The sequence below is a fragment of the Paraburkholderia sp. MM5477-R1 genome, assembly GCF_050436385.1.
In the GTDB taxonomy this organism is placed as follows: Bacteria; Pseudomonadota; Gammaproteobacteria; order Burkholderiales; family Burkholderiaceae; genus Paraburkholderia; species Paraburkholderia tuberum.
In genome coordinates, this window is sequence record NZ_JBNDMC010000007.1 from 684,640 (window position 1) to 706,356 (window position 21,717).

Here is a 21,717-nt window from a genome sequence, read left to right on the forward strand (position 1 = left end):
CGCCTGAAAGAGGCCGCCGAAAGCAAGCGAAGGGCGCAGGACCGACCAAGTCCCGCGCCCTTTTTTCATATCAAGGGAGGAGAACCGAAATGAGCTATACGGCGCCCATCAAGGACATGCTGTTCGTGATGAAAGAACTGGCCGGACTCGAAGACATCGCGAAGCTGCCCGGCTTCGAGGACGCGAACCTCGACACCGCGCGGGCCGTGCTCGACGAGTCGGCGAAACTATGCGGTGAAGTGCTCGCGCCGCTGAACGTCGACGGCGATCGCAATCCGAGCAGCTGGAAGGATGGCGTGGTCACTGCGACGCCGGGTTTCAGGGAAGCCTTCCGCCAGTTTGCCGAAGGCGGTTGGCAGGGCGTGCAACATCCGCTCGACTACGAAGGCCAGGGCCTGCCGAAGCTGATCGCGACGCCTTGCATCGAAATGCTCAATGCGTCGAACCTCTCTTTTGCGCTGTGTCCGTTGCTGACCGACGGCGCCATCGAAGCGCTGCTAACCGCTGGCAGCGAAGCGCAAAAACAGACCTATGTGCCCAAGCTGATTTCCGGCGAATGGACCGGTACGATGAACCTGACCGAACCGCAGGCCGGCTCCGATCTCGCGCTCGTACGCACGCGCGCCGAGCCGCAGGCCGACGGTTCGTTCAAGCTGTTCGGCACGAAGATTTTCATCACGTGGGGCGAGCACGACATGGCGAAGAACATCGTGCATCTGGTGCTCGCACGTACGCCGAACGCGCCCGATGGCGTGAAAGGCATTTCGCTGTTTCTTGTGCCGAAGTTTCTCGTCAACGAAGACGGTTCGCTCGGTGAGCGCAACGACGTTCACTGCGTATCGATCGAACACAAGCTCGGCATCAAGGCGAGCCCGACCGCGGTGCTGCAGTTCGGCGATCACGGCGGCGCGCTCGGTCAGCTGATCGGCGAAGAGAATCGTGGCCTCGAATACATGTTCATCATGATGAACGCCGCCCGTTTCGCGGTCGGCATGCAAGGTGTCGCGATCTCGGATCGCGCATATCAGAAGGCGGTCGCGTATGCGAAAGAGCGCGTGCAGAGCCGTCCCGTGGACGGCTCCGCGAAGCAGTCGGTCGCGATCATCCAGCACCCGGATGTGCGCCGCATGCTGTCGACGATGCGCAGCCTCACCGAGGCGTCGCGCGCGCTCGCCTACGTCGCGGCCTCGCACTGCGATATCGCGCATCGTCATCCGGACGATGCGACGCGCGCGAAGCATCAGGCGATCTACGAATACCTCGTGCCGATCGTGAAGGGCTGGAGCACGGAGCTGTCGATCGACGTGACGAGCCTCGGCGTGCAGGTGCATGGCGGCATGGGCTTCATCGAGGAAACCGGCGCTGCCCAGTACTACCGCGACGCGCGCATTCTACCGATTTACGAAGGCACGACCGCGATCCAGGCCAACGACCTGATCGGTCGCAAGACGCTGCGCGACGGCGGCAAGGTCGCGAAGGAACTGCTCGCTGGCGTCGCCGAAACGGTTGAAGCGCTTGGCGCGCAGCAGGGCGCGGCGTTCGCATCGATGCGCACACAGCTCGCGCAGGGCCAGCGCGCGCTTGGCGCGGTCGTCGATTTCGTCGTCGCAAATGCGAAGGGCGATCCGAATGCGGTGTTCGCGGGCAGCGTGCCCTATCTGAAGCTCGCGGGCATCGTGCTGGGCGGCTGGCAGATGGCGCGTGCGCAGCTTGCCGCGGCGACGAAGCGCGACGAGGACCCAGCGTTTCATGACGCGAAGATCGCGACCGCGCGGTTCTACGCCGAGCACGTGCTGCCGCAGGCGGCGGCGCTCGAAGTGGCGATCGTCAGCGCGAAGGGGGGCGAGGGCGTGCTGGCTTTGTCGGAAGACCAGTTCTGAGCATGCCTCGATGCCGGCCGCGATCGCGGCAGCACATTGAAATGCAAACGGCGCCCCGCGAGGCGCCGTTTGTTTGTCCGGCTGCTGTTTGTTGCGGCCTGCGCCGCGGCCAGGGCCGCGTCAGCGCACGCACTCAAACTCACGCATACGCCGGCCGATGCTCGCCCGCGGTCTCGCCGAGATAGCGATGCACCGACAGATCGTCCGCGCGAATCGCGGGCTGCTTGCCCGACATCAAGTCGGCGAGCAGTTGGCCCGAGCCGCACGACATCGTCCAGCCAAGCGTGCCGTGGCCGGTGTTCAGGAACAGGTTCGGCACCGGCGTGCGGCCGACGATCGGCGTGCCGTCCGGCGTCATCGGCCGCAGACCGCTCCAGAACGTCGCCTTCGACGTGTCGCCGCCGCCCGGGAACAGGTCATTCACAGAAAGCTCGAGCGTCTCGCGGCGCGCCTGGCGCAGCGATTTGTCGAAGCCGACGATCTCGGCCATCCCGCCGACGCGAATTCGGTCGTCGAAGCGCGTGATCGCGATCTTGTAGGTCTCATCGAGCACGGTCGACACCGGCGCGGCAGCCGCGTCGACGATCGGCGCGGTGATCGAATAGCCCTTCAGCGGATAGACCGGAATCTTCACTATGCCATCGAGGAAGCGCGTCGAATACGAGCCGAGCGCGACCACGAACGAATCCGCGCGCACGAGTTCGCTGCCGCACTGCACGCCGGCGATGCGGCCGCCCGCCATCGCGAGCGCGTCGATCGACGTGTTGTAGCGGAACTTGACGCCCAGTTCCTCGGCGAGCGCCGCGAGGCGCGTCGTGAACATCTGGCAGTCGCCGGTTTCGTCGCCGGGCAGGCGCAGGCCGCCGGTGAGCTTGTGCGACACCGCGGCGAGGGCTGGTTCGGCCTTGGCGAGTTCGTCGGCCGTCAGCAGTTCGTATGGCACGTTGGCTTCCTGCAGCACGGCGATGTCTTTCGCGGCGCCGTCGAACTGCTGTTGCGTGCGAAATACCTGCAGCGTGCCGCCGGTGCGGCCTTCGTACTCGATGCCGGTGTCGGCGCGCAACGCCTGCAGGCAGTCGCGGCTGTATTCTGCCAGCCGCACCATACGGCCCTTGTTCACCGCATAGCGCGGCGCCGTGCAGTTCTGCAGCATCTGCCACATCCATTGCAGTTGGAACGCGGTGCCGTCGACGCGAATCGCTAGCGGCGCGTGCTTCTGGAACATCCACTTGACGGCCTTCAGCGGCACGCCCGGGGCGGCCCACGGCGAAGCGTAGCCCGGCGAGATCTGGCCCGCGTTGGCGAAACTGGTTTCGAGCGCCGGGCCGGCCTCGCGATCGATAACGGTCACTTCGTGACCGGCGCGCGCGAGGTAATACGCACTCGTCACGCCGACGACGCCACTGCCCAAAACGACGACTCGCATAGCTGCTCCAGATATCCAAAAATTGAGTGAAGGCAAGGCGCTCGTCGGAGCTTCGATCTGATTCGATTCGACGAGCTGCAATGTGAGGTGAAATGCCGTTTGCCCAGTGTTAACCGCTATACTATTAACTGTGAGACAGGTTTTGTTATTGTATTTTCATCATTTTTAGAAAAAACACCATGCGTACCCAGCGCCAGCCCGTGCGGGCTCTCGACAAGCTCGATCACAAGATCCTGCGGCTCCTGCAGCAGGACGGCCGTATGGCGATGAAGGACCTGGCGGAGCAGGTCGGTCTGTCGGTGACGCCGTGCATCGAGCGCGTCAAGCGGATGGAGCGCGACGGCGTGATCACCGGCTACTACGCCCGCGTGAACCCGGCCGAGCTGGGCGCGGCGCTGCTCGTGTTCGTCGAGATCACGCTCGATCACAAGAGTGGCAACATGTTCGATCTGTTCCGGCGCGAGGTGCAGAAGATCCCCGAGGTGCTCGAGTGCCACCTCGTGTCGGGCGATTTCGACTATCTGATCAAGGCGCGCATCGGCGAAATGGCCGATTACCGCAAGTTGCTCGGCGATATCCTGCTGCAGCTGCCGGGCGCGGTGCAGTCGAAGAGCTATGTGGTGATGGAGGAAATCAAGGAGACGCTGACGATCGCGGTGGGCGAGTAGGTGCCGGTTCACTGACGGGGTTGGACGCGCATCAAGCGACCAACGAAGTGCTCGACAAACGGCGTAAACACTGTATATTTATACAGGTATTTTGCGCCGCTTTCCTTTGGCGCCTCCCGTTTGTGTTTGCTTTGCGTGGCCCGCCGTGGATGACCCCGACACCCCTGACATTCCCGAATTTCCGATCGCGCCGCCGGCGCCTCGCAAGGGGCGCGGCGCGGTCACGAACCTGCAAGGCCGCTACGAAGTCGACCGGCGCGAAGCCGTCCACGACGGCTGGCAGACGGCCGACGAAGACGGGGAGCCGAAGGTCCTGCGCACGCAGGTGTTCGAGGAGCGCGCAAAAACCATCCTCACACGCAATGCGTCGCCGGACATTCCGTTCAATGTGTCGCTGAATCCTTACCGGGGCTGCGAACACGGCTGCATCTATTGCTTCGCGCGGCCCACGCACAGCTACCTGGGCTTGTCGCCCGGGCTCGATTTCGAAAGCCGCATCTACGCGAAGATCAACGCGCCCGAACTGCTCGAGCGGGAACTGTCGAAGAAGTCCTATGTACCCGAGCCGATCGCGCTCGGCGTCGCCACCGATGCATGGCAGCCGGCCGAACGTGACTTGCGTCTTACGCGTCGCGTGATCGAGGTGCTCAGCGAGCGCAACCACCCGTTCGCGGCGATCACCAAATCATCGCTGATCGAGCGCGACATCGACCTGCTTGCGCCGATGGCCGGGCGCGGGCAATTCATGGCGGCGATCACTATCACCACGCTGGACGCCGACATCGCGCGCACGCTCGAACCGCGCGCGGCCACGCCGTCGCGCCGGCTGCGCACGATCCGGACGCTCAGCGAGGCGGGCATTCCGGTCGGCGTCAGCATCGCGCCGGTGATCCCGTTCGTCACCGAACCGGATATGGAGCGCGTGCTCGAAGCATGCGCCGAAGCGGGCGCCAGCAATGCGAGCTATATCGTGCTGCGGCTGCCGTGGGAGGTCGCGCCGCTGTTCAAGGATTGGCTGGGCGCACATTTCCCGGATCGGGCCGAGCGCGTGATGAGCCGTGTGCGCGACATGCGAGGCGGCAAGGATTACGATTCTTCGTTCTCGACCCGCATGAAGGGAGAGGGCTTATGGGCGGATCTGCTCAGGCAGCGCTTTCACAAGGCCGTGCGCCGGTTAGGGTTGAACGGGCGCGACCGCGGCATTCTCGACATGTCGCATTTCCGCCGGATCGAGCCGCCGCGCGCCGAGCAGGTGAGCGCACCGGCGCGCGACAATCCGCAACTGAGGCTTTTCTAGCGCGCAGGAACGTCTGCGGGTCCCGCCACGGGGCATTACTGCGAAATCGCTTTGGCCGCTTCGACCTGACTTTCGAAGTAGGTCTGGAACGCGAGCGCGAGACCGGTCATCAGCAGAAACGCACCGATCAGCAGCGAAAAGATCACGACGAAAATGACCGTCCAGCCGGAGCGGCTTTTGCGTTGCGTGTGGGTATTGAATTGCGCATCCCATTTCTGATCAGGACGCAGCCCGTAGACGAGCGCCGCCAGAAACGCGGCAAACAGCGAAACCGCGCCGATCGGCGCGAGCACCCAGCCCAGGATCGACGCGCGCTCGGTCGCGACCAGCAGCATCACGCCGGGAATGCCGATCAGCGTGCCGAGTAGATGCGCCCAGCCGTAGATGTCTCGGGTGCCATACAGATAGAAGCGGTGGGCGCCGAGGCTGCCGAACAGGAACGCCAACGCGGCGGTGAGCGTCTTGGATCTGAAGCGCGGGGAAGTCGAGGCAGCGGTGGGCATGAACGCGTGGGCAGAGTGACGGGCGGTCGAAAGGAGCGGCGCGCCGCGGGGGCGCGGACCGACGCGCATTCTACGCCTGCGGCGCGCGGGTGGTCACGTGGAGGACGATCGCCCAGGCTGAAAGCGGGGCGGCGAGATGCGCCGGACCTGGCTCAGGGTGAGTTCAGCCGGGCATGCGTGCATCCGCGCGTTACGGCGCTGAATACGTGATGCGATAGATTGCGCCGGCGGTATCGTCGCTGATCAGTAGCGAACCGTCTGGCAGCGGCAACACGTCGGCGGGGCGGCCCCAGACCGATTCGCCGGGTTGCAGCCAGCCTTCGGCAAAGACCTGCTGGCGTGCGTGGCTGCCGTCAGGGTCGGTGATCACGCGCACGACGCGGTAGCCGACCTTCTTGCTGCGGTTCCACGAGCCGTGCTCGGCAATGAAGATATTGTTGCGGTAGTCGGCTGGAAACATCGGGCCGTCGTAGAAGCGCATGCCAAGCGCCGCCACGTGCGCGCCAAGCTTGACCACTGGCGGCGTGAATTCGCTGCACGGATGATCCTTGCCGAACTCGGGGTCGGGCGTGTCGCCGCCGTGACAGTACGGAAAGCCGAAGTTCATGCCGACATGCGGCGCGCGGTTGAGCTTGTCGCTCGGAATATCGTCGCCGAGCAGGTCGCGACCGTTGTCGGTGAACCACAGTTCGTGGGTGACCGGATGCCACGCGAAGCCGACCGAATTGCGGATGCCGCGCGCGACGACCTCGTAGTGGCTGCCGTCCGGGTTCATGCGGCCAATCATCGCAAAGCGGTCCGGATCTCTCTGGCAAATGTTGCACGGCGCGCCTTGCGGCACGTACAGCTTGCCATCCGGGCCGAACGCGATGAATTTCCAGCCGTGATGCGTGTCCGTCGGCAGCTTGTCGGTGACAACGACCGGTTTCGGCGGATCGTTCAGGTGCGAGTCGATCGCATCGAAGCGCACGATTTTCGACACGGCCGACACATACAGCGCGCCGTCGCGCCACGCGACGCCGGCGGGCATCTGCAGCCCGGACGCGATCACGTGGTGACCCGTCACGCGGCCGTTCCGCAGCTCGAGCGCATACACATGGCCATCGTCGCTGCCCACGTAGAGAATGCCCTTGGGCGACAACGTCATCGCGCGCGCGCTCGGCACCTCGTCCGACAACACTTCGATGTGAAAGCCCGGCGGCAGCTTGATTTTCTCGATGGGCAGCGCGGCGATTGCCGTCAACGCCTGCGCGGCGATAACCGCGGCCGCTACCGCACGTAGAATCCGGCTGCACGAGGTGCGCGAAAGTCCAGCAAAGCGTACGAAAAAGGCACAAAAGGCGAACGGAAACGGGAGTTTCGGCTGGCGTTGCACAGGCGCTCCTTCAGGTAATTCGGGCGTTTGAACGGGTTCTCGCACCTCTTGTAGAAGGTGGGTGCAGCCCGGTTCCGCAGTTTATCCCGGTAAGTGTTTGTTATGGCGTCGGTTTCCCGCTATAATCGCGTGTTTCAGTCGTTCCGAACCCCGGTTTTCAAGGATTCTAGTATGGTCATCATCCGCTTGGCTCGCGGCGGCTCCAAGAAGCGCCCGTTCTACAACATCGTCGCCACCGACTCGCGCAGCCGTCGTGACGGCCGCTTCATCGAGCGCGTCGGTTTCTACAACCCGGTCGCTACGAAGGGCGAGTCCCTGCGTATCGCTCAGGATCGCCTGACGTACTGGCAAGGTGTTGGCGCGCAACTGTCGCCGACCGTCGAACGTCTCGTGAAGGAAGCGCAAAAGGCGCAGCCGGCTGCTTGATATGGCGGCCCGCAGGCGTATCGTCGTCGGTTCGGCCGGCGGCTCGCGCAACTCGCGTGAGCAGTCCGATGCGCAATTTGTTTTACTGAAGCAGACGCCAAAGCAGGCTGCGAAGTTGTTGTCGAGGTTATTCGATGTCTGAGCGTGATTCCGGCACTTCTGGTAGCGTCAAGGCAGCTTCGCGCGCAAAGGCGTCTGGTCAGGCGTCGTTCGGTGCATTCGTCCGCAAGCCGGTCGAACGAACCGACGGCAAGGCGAAAGAGGCGCAAGCCAATGCCGCGAACGCCGATTTCGAAGCTGCAGAAATGCGCATCGAAACGGCGGCAAGCTGGCCGGCCGATGCGGTCGAAGTCGGCGCAATCGTCGACGCCTATGGTCTCAAAGGCTGGGTCAAGGTAGCCGCGCATGCGGATGCCGGGCAAGGCGGCGACGTCTTGCTGAGCGCGAAACGCTGGTGGCTGCTGAAAGGCCAGGAGCGCAAATCGGCGCCGTCCTTGCAGGCCAAAACACATAGCGACAGCGTGGTCGCCCGTCTGGGTGGCGTCGCTGACCGCGATACGGCGTTGGCTTTGCGCGGTTCCCGCGTATACATCGGCCGTAGCGAATTTCCGGCGCTCGAAGCCGACGAATTCTACTGGGTCGATCTGATCGGCCTGGACGTGGTGAATCTCGCCGGGCTCAACCTCGGCAAAGTCGCCAGCATGATCGACAACGGCGCGCAGTCGGTGCTGCGCATCGAATATCCGGCTATCGACAAAAACGGCAAGCCGGTCGCAGGCGAGCGTTTGATCCCGTTCGTCGGCGTCTTTGTCAAAACGGTGGACCAGGCGGCAAAGCATATCGTCGTCGACTGGGAAGCTGACTATTGAAATCTATCGTTGAGCGGGGAGAGCGATGCAGTTCGATGTCGTGACGCTCTTTCCAGAAATGTTCCGCGCGCTGACTGACTGGGGTATCACCAGCCGGGCCGCGAAGCAGCAGCGCTATGGGTTGCGTACGTGGAATCCGCGCGATTTCACGACCGACAACTACCGCACGATCGACGATCGCCCATACGGCGGCGGCCCCGGCATGGTTATGCTGGCCCGGCCGCTCGAAGACGCGATCAGTGCCGCGAAGGCGGCGCAGTCGGAGCAGGGCATCGGCGCGGCGCGCGTCGTGATGATGTCGCCGCAAGGCGCCACACTGAATCACGAGCGCGTGATGAAGTTCGCGGCCGAACCCGGTCTGATCCTGTTGTGCGGGCGCTACGAAGCGATCGACCAGCGTCTGCTGGACCGTGTAGTCGACGAAGAAGTAAGCCTTGGCGACTTCGTGCTGTCGGGCGGCGAGTTGCCCGCGATGGCGTTGATGGATGCGGTCGTGCGTCAGCTGCCTGGCGTGCTGAACGACTCGCAGTCGGCGGTGCAGGATAGCTTCGTCGATGTGCTGCTCGATTGTCCGCACTACACGCGTCCCGAGGAATACGAGGGCGTGCGGGTGCCTGATGTGCTGCTCGGCGGCCATCATGCGGAAATCGAAGCGTGGCGGCGGCGCGAAGCATTGCGCAACACGTTGAACAAGCGGCCCGATCTGATCGTGAAGGCCAGAAAGAACAGAATGCTGAGCCGTGCCGACGAGGCGTGGCTCGCGAGTCTCGCGAAGGAAGAGCCGAAGGCCTGAGGCCCCGGTCTTTCGAGCGGACACAAGGCGGTGTCGTGCATGCGTGTGCGGTGCCAGATGTGAACCCATCCTCTATCGGGGCCGTAGCCCAACGCAGTAAGCGCGTGAGGCAGGTACGAACGCCGACAAGATGGATCTAGGAGTCAGTGATGAATCTGATTGCAAAACTCGAGCAGGAAGAAATCGCGCGCGTTCTCGGCGAAAAGACCATTCCGGATTTTGGTCCGGGCGATACGGTCATCGTCAGCGTGAACGTGGTTGAAGGCACGCGTAAGCGTGTGCAGGCTTACGAAGGCGTCGTGATCGCCAAGCGTAACCGTGGTCTGAATTCGTCGTTCATCGTCCGTAAGATTTCGTCGGGCGAAGGCGTCGAGCGTACGTTCCAGACGTATTCGCCGCTGCTGGCTAGCATCGTCGTCAAGCGTCGCGGCGATGTGCGTCGTGCGAAGCTGTACTATCTGCGCGAGCGTTCGGGCAAGTCGGCTCGAATCAAGGAAAAGCTGGTCTCGAAAGACCGCGCTGCTTCCCAAGCGTAAATGCTGTAAGAAAAAGCACCCCTCGCGGGTGCTTTTTTGTTGGCCAGGTCAAAATAGCGGCATGTCCACGCTCATCAGAGAGACCCGTTGATCCGCCCCGTCTTTGAGCCCGAAACTCTGCCTGTCATCGCGACAGGCGCCGATCTGCCACCGGTCGCGCGCGAGCGTCTGACGCCCGATGCACTGCGGGCGCGCTTTGATCGGCAGCTTGCCTGGACACCCGAGAAAATTGCCGATGCGCCGTGGCGCAATACCGACCTCGATCCGCGCGTGGCCGCGGTGCTGGTGCCGCTCGTCGTGCGCGCGCATGGTCTTACCGTGTTGCTCACGCAGCGCGCGGACCATCTGAACGATCACGCCGGTCAGGTGAGTTTTCCCGGCGGCCGCCAGGAACCGTTCGACGCTGATGCGACTGCTACGGCTCTGCGCGAAGCGCGCGAAGAGGTGGGCCTCGACGCGTCGCGCGTCGAAGTTCTCGGCGCGTTGCCCGACTATCTCACTGGCACCGGCTTTCGCGTGTCGCCGGTCGTCGCTCTTGTGCACCCGCCGTTCTCGCTGGAGATCGATACGCTCGAAGTGGCCGAGGTCTTCGAAGTGCCGCTCGCGTTCCTGATGGACCCGTCCAACCACGAAGAGCGCCTGTTCCGCTACGAGGGCGGAGAGCGCCGCTTCTTCGCGATGCCGTATCCGCGCGGCGAATTGACGGCGGCTCCGGAGGCCGCCGAGCAGCGGGGCGCGCACCACGCGCAGACGGTCACGCCAGCAGCCGTGCCAGGCGGCCATCATTTCATCTGGGGCGCGACGGCGGCGATGCTGCGCAACCTGTATCGGTTCCTCGCCGCATAAATTACGTGACTCGCATCGCCGCGTCGACGATGCACAGTTGCGCGAACGACGCACTTGTCGGCGCTTTGCCAGCATCCGCGTTCAGACTCATCCGACCCTGTGCTATCGTTATAAAACAATCGTAAAAAACTTAAAAAGCACGGCGCATCGCATGACTTTTTTCTCCGTATTGCTGGCTCTGATCATTGAACAGGTACGCGCGCTGTCGCCGAACAATCCGTTGTCCGCGTTGCTTCAATACCATGCGGAGTCGGCGGCGCACGGATTCGATGCTGGCAAGCAACGTCACGGTCTGCTCGCGTGGCTCGTCGTGGTGGTGCCCTGGACGCTCGCGGTCGCGCTCGTCTACTACGTGCTGTATCACATTCACTTCATGCTCGCGTTCCTGTGGAACGTCGTGGTGCTGTACTTCACGCTCGGCTTCCGGCAGTTCAGCCATTACTTCACCGACATCCATCTCGCGTTGAACAACGACGACGTGCCACGCGCGCGCGAAATTCTCAACGAATGGACCGGGCTCGAGACCGTCGACATGCCGGTCAGCGAGATCGTGCGTCACACGCTGATCCACGCGGTGGTCGCGTCGCATCGTCATGTGTTCGGCGTGTTCTTCTGGTTCCTGATTCCGGTCGGTCCCGCTGGCGCGGTGCTGTACCGTTGCGCGGAATATCTCGCGCGCGCATGGGCGCGGCCGGCCGACGACCGCACCGTCGCGTTTTCGAGCTTCGCGCAGCGCGCGTTCTTCGTGATCGACTGGGTGCCGGCGCGGCTGACGTCGCTGGGCTTTGCGATCGTCGGCAATTTCGAGGATGCGATTTACGCGTGGCGCAATCATGCGCGGCAGTGGCCCGATACGAACGACGGCGTGTTGCTCGCCGCGGGCAGCGGGGCGCTCGGCGCGCGCCTGGCCGGGCCACTCGCGGAGCCGTCGAGCCTCGACGCGCTCGCCACCGGCGACGGCGGTCCGATGCAGGTCGGCGACGACTGCACGCCGCGCACGCTGCAATCGGCAGTGGGGCTGGTGTGGCGTGCAGTCGTACTGTGGATGATCCTGCTGTTGATGCTGACCATCGCGGTGTGGCTCGCCTGAAGCGGCGAGGCCACGCGCGCAGCACAAGAAGAAGCCGGGCAATGCCCGGCTTCTTCAATTCCCGACTCCGCTTCACCCCTTCAACGGATCGCGCACGGTCCCGCATTGCCAGCACACGGTGAACTGCGCCTCGAGCACCTCGCCGCACTGCTGACATTGCCATGGAGGCGCGCCCGGTGCCGGTCCTCGCGAGGCCGCTTCGATCAGCCGCCGCGCGATCGCCTCATCGCGTTCATCGACGAGCCACAACTCCGGCGCGCACTGGTCGGCCGGAATCTCGCCGAGCGCACCGTTCAGATAGCGGTTGTGCAGCTCGCAAGCGATGCCCGCGGTCTCCAGCACGTTGACCCAATGCTGTCCGATGATCAGGTTCGGCGCGCGCATCAGTTTCATGTCAGCGGACAATCTGGCTCGCCTCGTGCACGAGCTGCGCATAAAGCGCATGCCGTTCGCGGCGGATACGCCCGTCGGCGACGGCTTCGAGGATCGCGCAGCCAGGCTCGTGCAAATGATGGCAGTTATAGAAACGGCAGTTTGGCAGCAGCGGCCGGAACTCGGGGAACGCGCGTTCGAGCCGGCCTTCGGTCAGGTGATGCAGGCCGAATTCCTGAAAGCCCGGCGAGTCGATCAGCGCGCCGGCCGCGCCGTTGACGCCATTCACGCCGGTCGTGCCCTCCGACTGCGGCAGCGGATAAAGACGCGTGAACGTCGTGGTATGGCGCCCGCTGTTCAACGCGGTCGAGATCTCGCGCGTCGCGACTTCGGCATCGGGAATCAGCAGGTTCACGAGTGTCGATTTGCCCATGCCGGACTGGCCGAGCAGCAGCGTCGCGTGACCCTGCAGATGTTCGGTCAGCGTGGCGCGTGCCGCCTCGGGCTGCATGCGGATCGACGCTTCGAGCACCGGATAGCCGAGCGCGCGATACGGCTCGAGCCGCTTGCGCGCGCCGTCCAGAGCATCGGTGACGTCGATCTTGTTCAGCACGATCAGCGGCTTCAATTCGTTCGCCTCGGCGGCGACGAGCGCGCGGCCGAGCAGATCCTCGCTGAAATGCGGCTCGGTGGCGAGCACGATCAGCAACTGGTCGAGGTTCGCGGCGAACAGCTTCGACTTGTACTGATCCGAGCGATACAGCAGATTGCGCCGCTCGCCGATCTCGACGATCACGCCTTGATCCGCCGAGGTCGGCTCATAGATCACGCGATCGCCGACCGCGACCTCGCTGCGCTTGCCGCGTGGGAAACATTGCAGCAACGCGCCGCCGTCTTCAGGAGCGACCAGATAGTGGCGGCCGTGCGCGGCCACCACGAGGCCGCCCGTGCGCACGCCGTACATGCCGGATGCGGTGGCCGACGCGCCGCGCGACGCCTTCTTCGGAGCGCGGCCGCTCATGCGTGCTGCAGCAGTCGGTCGATCCGCTGCGAGGCCGGCGGATGCGAATAGTAGAACGCGGTGTAGATCGGATCGGGCGTCAGCGTCGACGCGTTGTCCTCGTACAGCTTGACGAGCGCGTTGACGAGATCGTGCGCGTCGGTTTGCGTCGCCGCGAACGCGTCGGCTTCGAACTCGTGCTTGCGCGAGCTGAGACTGCCAAGCGGCGTGACGAAGAACATGAACACGGGAAGCGCGAGGAAGAACAGCACGAGCGCGAGTCCGCTATTGCCGCCGACGAGCGACGGCCGCACGCCGAGCCCTTCGTAGAACCACACGCATTGCGTCAGCCAGCCGAGCAGCGCGAGCATCGCGAGGCTGATCGCGAACGTCACCAGCATGCGCTTCATCACGTGACGACGCTTGAAGTGGCCGAGCTCGTGCGCGAGCACCGCTTCGATCTCGCGGCCCGACAGGCGCGCGAGCAGCGTGTCGAAAAACACGATGCGCTTGCTCGCGCCGAAGCCGGTGAAGTACGCGTTGCCGTGTGCCGAACGGCGGCTGCCGTCCATCACGAACAGGCCCTTCGCGGCAAAGCCGCAGCGCTTCATCAGCGCCTCGATGCGGGTCACGAGCGCTTCATCCTTCAGCGGCTCGAACTTGTTGAAGAGCGGCGCGATGAAGGTCGGGAAAATCAGCAGGCCGAACATCTGGAACGCGACCCACACGACCCATGCCCACAGCCACCACAGGTTGCCCGCGCGGTTCATCAGCCACAGCACGACGAACAACAACGGCAGGCCGAACGCGATGCCGAGCAGCGCGCCCTTCAGACGGTCGAAAAAGAACAGGCTTTTGCTCATGCGATTGAAGCCGAAGCGTTGCTCGACGACGAACTGCCGGTAGTAATCGAACGGCAGGTCGATCGCGCTCGTGATCGCGATCACAGCGGCAACCAGCGCGATCTGACCGACGTAGCCGCGGCCGAGCCAGTCGGAGATCGCGAGATCGAGCATCTGCACGCCGCCGAGCAGCGTGAGCCAGATCAGCACGGCCGCGCCGACGACGATCTCGACCATCGCGAGCCGCGTGCGCTCGACCGTGTAGTCGGCCGCGCGCTGATGCGCGGTGAGCGCGATGGTGTTCGCGAACTGGCTCGGCACCTGTTCGCGATGCGCGACGACGAAGCGGATCTGCCGCGACGCGAGCCAGAGTTTGGTGCCGACCATCGCGACGACGGCGACGACGAACAGGGCGGTGAAGTACAGGGTAGGCATCCGGGGATTCCGTGGTATCTATGCGAGAATTATATGTTTCTTCCCGCCTCGCGGCGGAGATACGGTTTAAAGCGACGGTTCAACGCAAGAGCTCCGGGTAGCAGTTCAGGGCGGCGCTTTGGCGCGGCCGGCCCGGCTCGAACCGCGCGAATCGATTTCAAACGAACACATGCCGCGCCGCGCGGGTTTCCAGCGAAGCCCGCTGCGCGGCCCTCAGGGTTGCCTTCATGACTGACATCCTCGCATCCACCGAACAACCGCCGCTCGTGCGCAGCGACATGAATCTCGTCTGGCTGGACATGGAAATGACCGGGCTCGAGCCCGACACCGACCGCATCATCGAGATCGCGGTGGTGGTGACGAACTCGACGCTCGACAGGATGGTCGAAGGTCCGGTGCTCGCGATTCATCAGAGCGATGAAACGCTCGCGAAGATGGACGCGTGGAACCAGAACACGCATGGCCGCTCGGGGCTGATCGATCGCGTGAAGGCGTCGACGGTCAGCGAGGCCGACGCGACCGCACAGATCCGCGAGTTCCTCGGCCAGTACGTGCCGCCGGGCAAGTCGCCGATGTGCGGCAACTCGATCTGCCAGGACCGCCGCTTCATGGCGCGCTGGATGCCGGATCTGGAGAGCTTCTTCCACTACCGCAACCTCGACGTGAGTACGCTGAAGGAGCTGTGCCGGCGCTGGCAGCCGGTCATCTACAAGGGCTTCCAGAAGCGCGCGATGCACACGGCGCTGGCCGATATCCACGAGTCGATCGACGAGCTGAAGTACTACCGCGAGCATTTCCTCGTGCCGTCGGCGCCGGACGCCGCCGCGAGCGCTCAGTAAAGCGCGGGCCTGCACGGGCAGGCCCCGAACCTCGAACCTCAGTCTTGCCGCGGCGCGCGTTGCGCGCTTTTCGGCCGGAACGCCTTGACCACGTCGACGTTCGTTTCTACGTAAGGGCCGCCGATCAGGTCGATGCAGTACGGCACCGCCGCGAAAATCCCTGGCACCTTGACCATGCCGTCATCGCGCAGGCCTTCCAGCGTTTCCCTGATCGATTTCGGCTGGCCGGGCAGGTTGATGATCAGCGCGGCGTGTCGTTCGGTTTCGCGGATCACCGCGACCTGGCGCGACAGGATCGCGGTCGGCACGAAATTCAGGCTGATCTGCCGCATCTGCTCGCCGAAGCCGGGCATCTCCCTGGTCGCGACAGCGAGCGTCGCCTCGGGCGTCACGTCGCGGCGCGACGGTCCGGTGCCCCCGGTCGTCAGCACCAGATCGCAGCCCACTTCGTCGACCAGCTCGATCAGCGTCGCCGAGATGGTCGGCGCGTCGTCGGCGATCAGCCGCGTGACCACCTGCCATGGCGAGCTCAAGGCCGCGCCGAGCCACTCCTGCAGCGCCGGAATGCCCTTGTCCTCGTACACGCCCGTCGACGCGCGGTCGCTGATCGACACGAGGCCGATCACGATTTCGTCGGGGTGCTGACGTTGCTTACGTCGATCAGGCGTCGCGGTCGTCATCGTCGTCTTCCGCGGCGAGGTTGGGGTCGTGCGCTTCTTGCGCTTCGTCGTCGGTGCCGGCCGCGCTCTTGATCCACTGGAACAACTCGCGGAAGTAGCGCGGCGGCTTGCTCTGCTCCGCTTCCTTGCGCGCGTTGCGGATCAGCGTGCGGCCCTGCTGCGGGTCGGCGCTCGGGTGCTGGCGGATGAACTCGGTCAGCGCGGCGTCGTCGGCCAGCAGCTTTTCGCGGGTGCGCTCGATCCAATGGAGCTTCGCCGTCTCCGACTTGTTGATGCCCTTGTAGGTGTCGAGCGCGGTGCGCAGCGCGGCGGTTTCGGTGTCGAGCAGCGAGCGCATCACGCGGCCGACGTACTGGATCTGGCGGCGCTTGCCTTCGTGGTCGGTGATGCGGCGCGCTTCGCGCACGGCTTCGTCGAGCTTTTCGGGCATCGGCATGCGCTTGAGCGCGTCTTTCGGCAGCGCGACGAGTTCCAAGCCCAGATCCTGCAACGCCTGCATTTCGCGTTTGACCTGGGACTTGCTCGGACGATCGTAGCCGTTTTCGTCGACTTCCGTGACGACGGATTCGATCGGTTGAATGCGGGTTTTGCGTGTCATGCCGGTATTGTAACTTGCCGCGCCGGCCCGACCCGCGGCGGCGCGTACCTTGCTATGATCGCGGGATGCATCTATCCCGCACCCGCGCGCCTGCCCCGAATACGGTGTGCATACCCAGGGCCGCGCGGCCCCAACAGGACGGCAACCACAATGGCAGCAGACATGGACGTCAAGCAGCGCTTTTTTCCGCATACCCAGGATGAGCTGAAGGAAATCGCCTCGGACATCCTCCGTCACGCGAAGGCGCTCGGCGGCACCGACGCCGCGACCGAAATCTCCGAAGGCGACGGCCTGTCCGTCTCGGTACGGCGCGGCGAAGTCGAGACGATCGAGCACAACCGCGACAAGATGGTCGGCGTGACGGTGTTTATCGGCAACAAACGCGGTAACGCGAGCACCTCGGACCTTCTCGCCGCAGGCATTGAAGGACACTGTCGCGGCCGCCTACAACATCGCGCGCTTCACCGCCGAAGACAATTGCGCGGGCCTCGCCGAAGCGGAGCTGCTCGAAACCGCGCCGCGCGACCTCGATCTGTACCACCCGTGGAATCTGTCCGCCGACGAAGCGGTCGAAATCGCGCGCCGCGCCGAAGACGCCGCGTTCGCGACCGATCCGCAGATCAAGAACTCGGAAGGCGCGAGCGTGTCGGCACAGCACTCGCAGTTCGTGCTGGCGACCTCGCGCGGCTTCCTCTCCGGCTATCCGTATTCGCGCCACTACGTCGCGTGCGCGCCGATCGCCGGCAGCGGCCGCAACATGCAGCGCGACGACTGGTACACGTCGACGCGCAGCGCCGACGAACTCGCCGATCCCGAAGCGGTCGGTCGTTACGCGGCGCAGCGCGCGCTCGCGCGCATCGGCGCGCGCGGCCTCGACACGCGCAAGGTGCCGGTGCTGTTCGAGGCGCCGCTCGCGGCGGGCCTGCTCGGCGCATTCGTGCAGGCGACGAGCGGCGGCGCGCTGTATCGCAAGACTTCGTTTCTGGTCGACAGCCTCGGCAAGCCGGTGTTCGCGCCGCACGTGCAGGTGGTCGAAGACCCGCACGTCGCGCGCGCGATGGGCAGCGCGCCGTTCGACGAGGAAGGCGTGCGCACGCGCCAGCGCTCGGTCGTGAAGGACGGCGTCGTCGAGGGCTATTTCCTGTCCACCTACTCGGCGCGCAAGCTCGGCATGAAGACCACCGGCAACGCGGGCGGCTCGCACAACCTGTCGCTGCTCAGTTCGAACACGCGCCCCGAGGACGACTTCGAGGCGATGCTGAAGAAGCTCGGCACGGGTCTGCTGCTGACCGAACTGATGGGGCAGGGCGTCAATTACGTGACCGGCGACTACTCGCGCGGCGCGTCGGGTTTCTGGGTCGAGAACGGCAAGATCCAGTATCCGGTCGAGGAAATCACGGTCGCGAGCACGCTGCAGGAGATGTTCCGCCATATCGTCGCGATCGGCGCGGATACGATCACGCGCGGCACCAAGCAGACCGGCTCGGTGCTGATCGAGCGGATGACCATCGCGGGGCAGTAAGCCGCACGGCGCGTTCCAGCGCAGCCCCGTATCAAACGAAAACGCCACGCAACTGAACGTTGCGTGGCGTTTTTTATCGCTTGCGCGGCGCGCGCCGTCAGACGTCCTTGCGCTGATACGTGACGAATGCGTAATCGAAGTCGTTGGGCGCATTCGAGTGATGCGCTTCGCGCGCGATTTCTTCCCACACCTGCGGGTCGATCGCGGGGAAGGTCGCGTCGCCGTCGAAGTCGGCGGCGATTTCGGTGACGATCAGCTTGTCCGCATGGCGCAGCCCTTCGTCGTAGAGCTCTGCGCCGCCGATCAGAAACGCCTGCGGCGCCTGGTCCTGCGCGGCGAGCACGAGCGCTTCGTCGAGATTGGTCGCGGTGTCGCAGCCCTGAAAGCGTCGCGAGGCATCGCGCGTGACGACTATGTTGCGGCGTCCCGGCAGTGGCCGGCCGATCGATTCATGCGTTTTGCGGCCCATGATGATGGGCGCGCCCATCGTCGTGCGCTTGAAGAATTTGAGGTCTTCGGGCAGTCGCCAGGGCAACTGGTTGTCTCGGCCGATCACGCCGTTGCTGGCGCGAGCGACGATCAGGGTGAGCGTCGTCATCGAATGGAAAGAGGAGGGTAACCGGGCGATTCTACCCGAGCCGTCGATCCACACCGACGCGTACCCGCCGCTCACGCCCGCGCCGGCCCGTCCGCGGGGAGCGCTCCCTTGTCGTCGGCGCTGCCCGGTTCGCGCAAGCCGTGCACGCCCATCAGCCGATACAGCGTCACGCGGGAGATGTTCAGATCCACCGCCGCCTCGTTCAACCGGTGCCGATGGCGCAGCAGCGCGGCTTCGATCGCGCGCTTCTCGGCAGCCTCGCGCGCCTGCGTGAGCGTCATGCTTTCCTGCTCCGTGTAGCCCGCGAGGTCGAGGTCGTCGGCCGAGATCAGCTTGTTCTCGGCCATCACGATCGCGCGGCGCACGCGGTTGATCAGCTCGCGCACGTTGCCGGGCCAGTTGTAGTTGTAGAGCGCCTCGATCGCCGACGGCGTGAAGCCGCGAATCTTGCGCGCGTTGTCGGTCTTGAACTTGTGCAGCATGTGGTACGCGAGAATCTCGATGTCCCGCCCCCGCGCGCGCAGCGGCGGCTCGTCGACGCGCAGCACGCACAGGCGATGAAACAGATCCGCACGGAACTGGCCCTCGCGCATCGCGCCGTCGAGATCGACGTGGGTCGCCGAGATGATGCGCACGTCGACCGGAATCGATTCGCGTCCGCCGAGCCGCTCGATCTTGCCTTCCTGCAGAAAGCGCAGCAGGCTCGCCTGGCTTTCGAGCGGCAGATCGCCGATCTCGTCGAGAAACAGCGTGCCGCCGTCTGCCGCCTCGACGCGGCCGATCTTGCGCTGATTCGCGCCGGTAAAGGCGCCGCGCTCGTAGCCGAACAGTTCGGATTGAAGAAGATGAGGCGGGATCGCGCCGCAGTTGATCGGCGTGAAAGGCGCCTTGCGGCGCGGCGAGCGCTCGTGGATCGCGAGCGCGGTCAGCTCCTTGCCAGTGCCCGATTCGCCCGCAATGAACACGCTCGCGTCGGTGTTCGCGACCTTGCGGATCGTGCGAAAAAGCTGTTGCATCGCCTCGCAGGTGCCGACCATTTCCTCGTCGCCCGCTTCGCTGACGGGCGGCGGAAGTTCCGGGTCGCACAGCGCGACCATGCCGAACGCGTGGCCGGCCAGATAGTCGATCGTGGCGTGCGCGACGGGCAGCTTCACGAAGTCGAAGCAGTAGTGGCGCACGAGGCGTCGCACGAGCGGATCGTCGAGCCGCTCGTTGGTCGCCAGCGCGATCCAGCCGATCTGCTGCTGACGCAGGCTCGCCTCGAGCCCGCCGATGTCGCGCGGCGCGAAGCTCGCCAGATCGACGATCCCCGCGCATGCGATGTCAGGTTTCACGAGCCGCCCGAGTTCGTGCGCCGAGCGCGCCGCCGCGACCTGCCAGCCGCGGCTTTTCAGATGCGCGATCAGCGTTTCGTCGGGTGTGCGCGCGACGTACAGCAGCTGTCGCGCGACGCCGCGCACCGCGGCACTCGCCGGGGCGCCGGCCTGGTTGCTTGCCGGGGGGGCGACGCCCGGCGCCGCCGCGGACCCAGCGGACGACACCGCGGCGCGCTGCTTCGGCACCGCGAGCGACAGATGCGATCCCGCTGCCGCGACGGAAGCCACACTGGTCAGATGAGGTGATTCACGCACGTTCGACCTCGTATCGTTGGCAAGTCAGAAGGTGTACGGAAAGCGCATGCCGACCACGAAGTTCGGCGCGTCGGGTGTGAGTCCGATCGATACCGAGCCGTTGATGGTCAGATGCTTGTTCACGACGTGGTTCAGGCCAAAATTCATCGCCGCGGCCGTGGTTTCGCTGCCCGGCACCTTCTGATAGCTGCCGCCCGGCGACTTGGTCTGCGACGCGGGTTCGAGCGCCATCGTGAACGACACGCTGGCCGAATCCTTGTCGGAGAACGCGAGCGCGACGCCTCCGCCGAACTGCACGATGTCGCCGAGCTTGACCGTCGCCGGTTCGGTTTGTCCCTGCACCGACGAGATGTCCGCGAACGAACGCGCAAGGTTGTAGGTATAGGAAACGCTGCCGAACAGCACGACCGGGTCGTAGGTCTTCAGCACCGACAGACCCGCCGTGATGTTCCAGAAGCCGGTGCCGGTCGGCAGTCTGGTCGGCGCGACGAGGTTGGTGTTGTCCGCGTCGACCTGCACGACTTTTTCGCCGAACGGCGAGCTGCCGGTCGGCGCCTTCACGCGCAGACTGCCGACCACGTCCGGCAAGGCATTGGTTTCCCTAACGAACTGGTAGTAGATGCCGAAGTTCACGTCGCCGATGTCGTGACTCGACACCGTCGCGTCCGACAGCGTGCTCGCCGCGCCGCCCGCGCCGCCGACGATGAAGGTGCTGCGCCGATACACGTACGGCACGTCGACGTCGACATTGATGCGGTCGGACACGCCGTAGCGCGTGTCGAGGTCCGCCATCACCTGGTGCGACTTGGTCTGGCCGAGGTTGATGTTGCCGAGGAAAATCGCGTCGAGCGCGAGGAAGCCCGACAACTGCAACTGGCGACGGTCGTAGTAGGTGTCGCTGATGCCGAAGTCCATCGTCAGCTTGTGGTCGAAGAGCGGCGCATGCTCGCGTTGCACGACCGCCTGCTCGGCCTGCGTGCGCACCGGTTCGTTCGCGCGCTGGGTCCGGCCGACCGCGCCGCTGCCGTCCGTGGCGGCGGGCAGGCCGCCGGCGCTGGCGTTGCCTGCATTGCTGCCGTCCGGCGTCGGCGGATTGACCGGCACGCCGGTCGCGGTGCCGGTGGTGCCCGCCGGCGCGGGCGCGCCGGGCGCGATCTGCGCGAGCGGCGGCAGCGGCACCGGCAGGCCGTCGGCGCCGGGCTGCTCGGCCACCGTGTCGCTGCCCGCGGGGGCGCCGGCGCCCGGCACGCCGCGTCCGCGCTGCGCCATCTCGAGTTCGGTGACCTGCCGTTCGAGCGAATGGATCTGCCGCTGCTGCTCGTCGACGACGCGCATCAGCGTGTTAAGACGGTCCTCCACGGATTGACCGGCGAGCGCCTGCGCGCTCGCCGACTGAGAAAGAGCCCACAGCATGACGGCGGCCGGAATGGCCGCGAGAGCCATGCGCGGTGCCCTGGTCGATGACACTTTTTTCATTTTTGCTCCCCCGGT

General features: G+C 64.9%; 20 protein-coding genes and 2 pseudogenes. 11 read left to right on the forward strand and 11 right to left on the reverse strand.

Going from position 1 to position 21,717, the window contains the following annotated elements:
- Positions 1 to 89: 89 nt before the first annotated feature.
- Entirely contained in the window at positions 90 to 1,880 is a 1,791-nt protein-coding gene (locus tag OKW35_RS32045; RefSeq protein WP_429554185.1) for an acyl-CoA dehydrogenase, read from the forward strand.
- Positions 1,881 to 2,019: 139 nt separating this feature from the next.
- On the opposite strand, the pseudogene OKW35_RS32050 reads toward OKW35_RS32045, so the two are convergent.
- Positions 2,020 to 3,429 (reverse strand): annotated as a pseudogene (locus tag OKW35_RS32050) (D-amino acid dehydrogenase); the annotation flags it as partial.
- 56 nt (positions 3,430 to 3,485) lie between these two features.
- On the opposite strand from OKW35_RS32050, the gene OKW35_RS32055 reads away from it, so the two are divergent.
- Together OKW35_RS32055 and OKW35_RS32060 are read left to right on the forward strand one after the other, a co-directional pair.
- The gene (locus OKW35_RS32055) at positions 3,486 to 3,974 is read left to right on the forward strand and encodes an Lrp/AsnC ligand binding domain-containing protein (RefSeq protein ID WP_090801287.1); all 489 of its coding nucleotides are present in this window, start codon (positions 3,486 to 3,488) and stop codon (positions 3,972 to 3,974) included.
- A 145-nt stretch (positions 3,975 to 4,119) separates the two neighbouring features.
- Positions 4,120 to 5,271, forward strand: a complete 1,152-nt coding sequence (locus OKW35_RS32060; RefSeq protein WP_429554186.1) for a PA0069 family radical SAM protein — start codon at positions 4,120 to 4,122, stop codon at positions 5,269 to 5,271.
- Between the two features lie 35 nt (positions 5,272 to 5,306).
- Here the strand turns inward: OKW35_RS32060 and OKW35_RS32065 are convergent, their stop codons facing one another.
- Together OKW35_RS32065 and OKW35_RS32070 are read right to left on the reverse strand one after the other, a co-directional pair.
- Positions 5,307 to 5,774: an NINE protein gene (locus OKW35_RS32065; protein WP_090801282.1), complete on the reverse strand. Its 468-nt coding sequence runs from the start codon at positions 5,772 to 5,774 to the stop codon at positions 5,307 to 5,309.
- A 190-nt stretch (positions 5,775 to 5,964) separates the two neighbouring features.
- Positions 5,965 to 7,059, reverse strand: a complete 1,095-nt coding sequence (locus OKW35_RS32070) for a PQQ-dependent sugar dehydrogenase (RefSeq protein WP_429357139.1) — start codon at positions 7,057 to 7,059, stop codon at positions 5,965 to 5,967.
- Between the two features lie 261 nt (positions 7,060 to 7,320).
- Here OKW35_RS32070 and rpsP point away from each other — a divergent pair, with 261 nt between their 5' ends.
- The 6 genes from rpsP (at position 7,321) to OKW35_RS32100 (ending at position 11,709) form a co-directional block, all read left to right on the forward strand.
- The gene (gene rpsP / locus OKW35_RS32075) at positions 7,321 to 7,575 is read left to right on the forward strand and encodes a 30S ribosomal protein S16 (RefSeq protein WP_013090118.1); all 255 of its coding nucleotides are present in this window, start codon (positions 7,321 to 7,323) and stop codon (positions 7,573 to 7,575) included.
- A 134-nt stretch (positions 7,576 to 7,709) separates the two neighbouring features.
- On the forward strand, positions 7,710 to 8,444 hold the full coding sequence (rimM, locus tag OKW35_RS32080) for a ribosome maturation factor RimM (RefSeq protein WP_429554187.1): 735 nt from the start codon (positions 7,710 to 7,712) through the stop codon (positions 8,442 to 8,444).
- A 25-nt stretch (positions 8,445 to 8,469) separates the two neighbouring features.
- Positions 8,470 to 9,237 carry a tRNA (guanosine(37)-N1)-methyltransferase TrmD gene (gene trmD, locus OKW35_RS32085; protein ID WP_184027806.1) on the forward strand — a complete coding sequence of 256 codons (768 nt, stop codon included), beginning with the start codon at positions 8,470 to 8,472 and terminating at the stop codon, positions 9,235 to 9,237.
- Between the two features lie 149 nt (positions 9,238 to 9,386).
- Positions 9,387 to 9,773, forward strand: a complete 387-nt coding sequence (gene rplS, locus OKW35_RS32090; protein ID WP_013090115.1) for a 50S ribosomal protein L19 — start codon at positions 9,387 to 9,389, stop codon at positions 9,771 to 9,773.
- 87 nt (positions 9,774 to 9,860) lie between these two features.
- Positions 9,861 to 10,619 carry an NUDIX hydrolase gene (locus OKW35_RS32095; protein ID WP_429554188.1) on the forward strand — a complete coding sequence of 253 codons (759 nt, stop codon included), beginning with the start codon at positions 9,861 to 9,863 and terminating at the stop codon, positions 10,617 to 10,619.
- 151 nt (positions 10,620 to 10,770) lie between these two features.
- Entirely contained in the window at positions 10,771 to 11,709 is a 939-nt protein-coding gene (locus OKW35_RS32100; RefSeq protein ID WP_090801273.1) for a CobD/CbiB family protein, read from the forward strand.
- A 72-nt stretch (positions 11,710 to 11,781) separates the two neighbouring features.
- On the opposite strand, the gene OKW35_RS32105 is transcribed toward OKW35_RS32100, so the two are convergent.
- The 3 genes from OKW35_RS32105 to OKW35_RS32115 are packed head-to-tail and all read right to left on the reverse strand — an operon-like array spanning position 11,782 to position 14,358.
- Complete coding sequence (locus tag OKW35_RS32105; protein ID WP_184006321.1) at positions 11,782 to 12,102, reverse strand: DUF2007 domain-containing protein; 321 nt, start codon at positions 12,100 to 12,102, stop codon at positions 11,782 to 11,784.
- Position 12,103: 1 nt separating this feature from the next.
- Positions 12,104 to 13,102, reverse strand: coding sequence for a ribosome small subunit-dependent GTPase A (gene rsgA, locus OKW35_RS32110; RefSeq protein WP_184061365.1), 999 nt, complete (start codon positions 13,100 to 13,102; stop codon positions 12,104 to 12,106).
- Positions 13,099 to 14,358, reverse strand: a complete 1,260-nt coding sequence (locus tag OKW35_RS32115) for a M48 family metallopeptidase (protein WP_090801268.1) — start codon at positions 14,356 to 14,358, stop codon at positions 13,099 to 13,101. The genes rsgA and OKW35_RS32115 overlap by 4 nt, the downstream gene beginning before the upstream one ends.
- Positions 14,359 to 14,585: 227 nt before the next feature.
- Between OKW35_RS32115 and orn the strand changes: the two genes are divergently transcribed.
- Positions 14,586 to 15,197 (forward strand): oligoribonuclease, encoded by a 612-nt coding sequence (orn, locus tag OKW35_RS32120; RefSeq protein WP_090801266.1) that lies wholly within the window; start codon positions 14,586 to 14,588, stop codon positions 15,195 to 15,197.
- 38 nt (positions 15,198 to 15,235) lie between these two features.
- Here orn and mog read toward each other — a convergent pair whose 3' ends face one another.
- Both mog and yjgA read right to left on the reverse strand, forming a co-directional pair.
- Positions 15,236 to 15,877, reverse strand: coding sequence for a molybdopterin adenylyltransferase (gene mog / locus OKW35_RS32125; RefSeq protein ID WP_090801264.1), 642 nt, complete (start codon positions 15,875 to 15,877; stop codon positions 15,236 to 15,238).
- On the reverse strand, positions 15,858 to 16,475 hold the full coding sequence (gene yjgA, locus OKW35_RS32130; protein WP_184061367.1) for a ribosome biogenesis factor YjgA: 618 nt from the start codon (positions 16,473 to 16,475) through the stop codon (positions 15,858 to 15,860). Before yjgA ends, mog begins: the two co-directional genes overlap by 20 nt.
- A gap of 150 nt (positions 16,476 to 16,625) precedes the next feature.
- Here yjgA and pmbA point away from each other — a divergent pair.
- Positions 16,626 to 17,997 (forward strand): annotated as a pseudogene (gene pmbA, locus OKW35_RS32135) (metalloprotease PmbA).
- Between the two features lie 97 nt (positions 17,998 to 18,094).
- Here the strand turns inward: pmbA and OKW35_RS32140 are convergent.
- The 3 genes from OKW35_RS32140 to OKW35_RS32150 all read right to left on the reverse strand — a co-directional run bounded on the left by OKW35_RS32140 (position 18,095) and on the right by OKW35_RS32150 (position 21,702).
- On the reverse strand, positions 18,095 to 18,595 hold the full coding sequence (locus OKW35_RS32140) for a dihydrofolate reductase (RefSeq protein ID WP_429363300.1): 501 nt from the start codon (positions 18,593 to 18,595) through the stop codon (positions 18,095 to 18,097).
- A 71-nt stretch (positions 18,596 to 18,666) separates the two neighbouring features.
- A complete protein-coding gene (locus OKW35_RS32145; protein WP_429554189.1) occupies positions 18,667 to 20,226 on the reverse strand; it encodes a sigma 54-interacting transcriptional regulator in 1,560 nt (519 codons plus the stop codon).
- A gap of 24 nt (positions 20,227 to 20,250) precedes the next feature.
- On the reverse strand, positions 20,251 to 21,702 hold the full coding sequence (locus OKW35_RS32150) for a hypothetical protein (protein WP_429489729.1): 1,452 nt from the start codon (positions 21,700 to 21,702) through the stop codon (positions 20,251 to 20,253).
- Positions 21,703 to 21,717: the final 15 nt, after the last annotated feature.

Bases quoted from the DNA above. Each gene is read 5' to 3' on its own strand.
- yjgA (WP_184061367.1), bottom strand. From the start codon at position 16,475: ATGACACGCAAAACCCGCATTCAACCGATCGAATCCGTCGTCACGGAA.
- OKW35_RS32065 (WP_090801282.1), bottom strand. From the start codon at position 5,774: ATGCCCACCGCTGCCTCGACTTCCCCGCGCTTCAGATCCAAGACGCTC.
- OKW35_RS32140 (WP_429363300.1), bottom strand. From the start codon at position 18,595: ATGACGACGCTCACCCTGATCGTCGCTCGCGCCAGCAACGGCGTGATC.
- OKW35_RS32150 (WP_429489729.1), bottom strand. From the start codon at position 21,702: ATGAAAAAAGTGTCATCGACCAGGGCACCGCGCATGGCTCTCGCGGCC.
- OKW35_RS32055 (WP_090801287.1), top strand. From the start codon at position 3,486: ATGCGTACCCAGCGCCAGCCCGTGCGGGCTCTCGACAAGCTCGATCAC.
- mog (WP_090801264.1), bottom strand. From the start codon at position 15,877: ATGACGACCGCGACGCCTGATCGACGTAAGCAACGTCAGCACCCCGAC.
- orn (WP_090801266.1), top strand. From the start codon at position 14,586: ATGACTGACATCCTCGCATCCACCGAACAACCGCCGCTCGTGCGCAGC.
- rsgA (WP_184061365.1), bottom strand. From the start codon at position 13,102: ATGAGCGGCCGCGCTCCGAAGAAGGCGTCGCGCGGCGCGTCGGCCACC.
- rplS (WP_013090115.1), top strand. From the start codon at position 9,387: ATGAATCTGATTGCAAAACTCGAGCAGGAAGAAATCGCGCGCGTTCTC.
- OKW35_RS32045 (WP_429554185.1), top strand. From the start codon at position 90: ATGAGCTATACGGCGCCCATCAAGGACATGCTGTTCGTGATGAAAGAA.
- rimM (WP_429554187.1), top strand. From the start codon at position 7,710: ATGTCTGAGCGTGATTCCGGCACTTCTGGTAGCGTCAAGGCAGCTTCG.
- OKW35_RS32115 (WP_090801268.1), bottom strand. From the start codon at position 14,358: ATGCCTACCCTGTACTTCACCGCCCTGTTCGTCGTCGCCGTCGTCGCG.
- OKW35_RS32100 (WP_090801273.1), top strand. From the start codon at position 10,771: ATGACTTTTTTCTCCGTATTGCTGGCTCTGATCATTGAACAGGTACGC.
- OKW35_RS32105 (WP_184006321.1), bottom strand. From the start codon at position 12,102: ATGAAACTGATGCGCGCGCCGAACCTGATCATCGGACAGCATTGGGTC.
- rpsP (WP_013090118.1), top strand. From the start codon at position 7,321: ATGGTCATCATCCGCTTGGCTCGCGGCGGCTCCAAGAAGCGCCCGTTC.
- trmD (WP_184027806.1), top strand. From the start codon at position 8,470: ATGCAGTTCGATGTCGTGACGCTCTTTCCAGAAATGTTCCGCGCGCTG.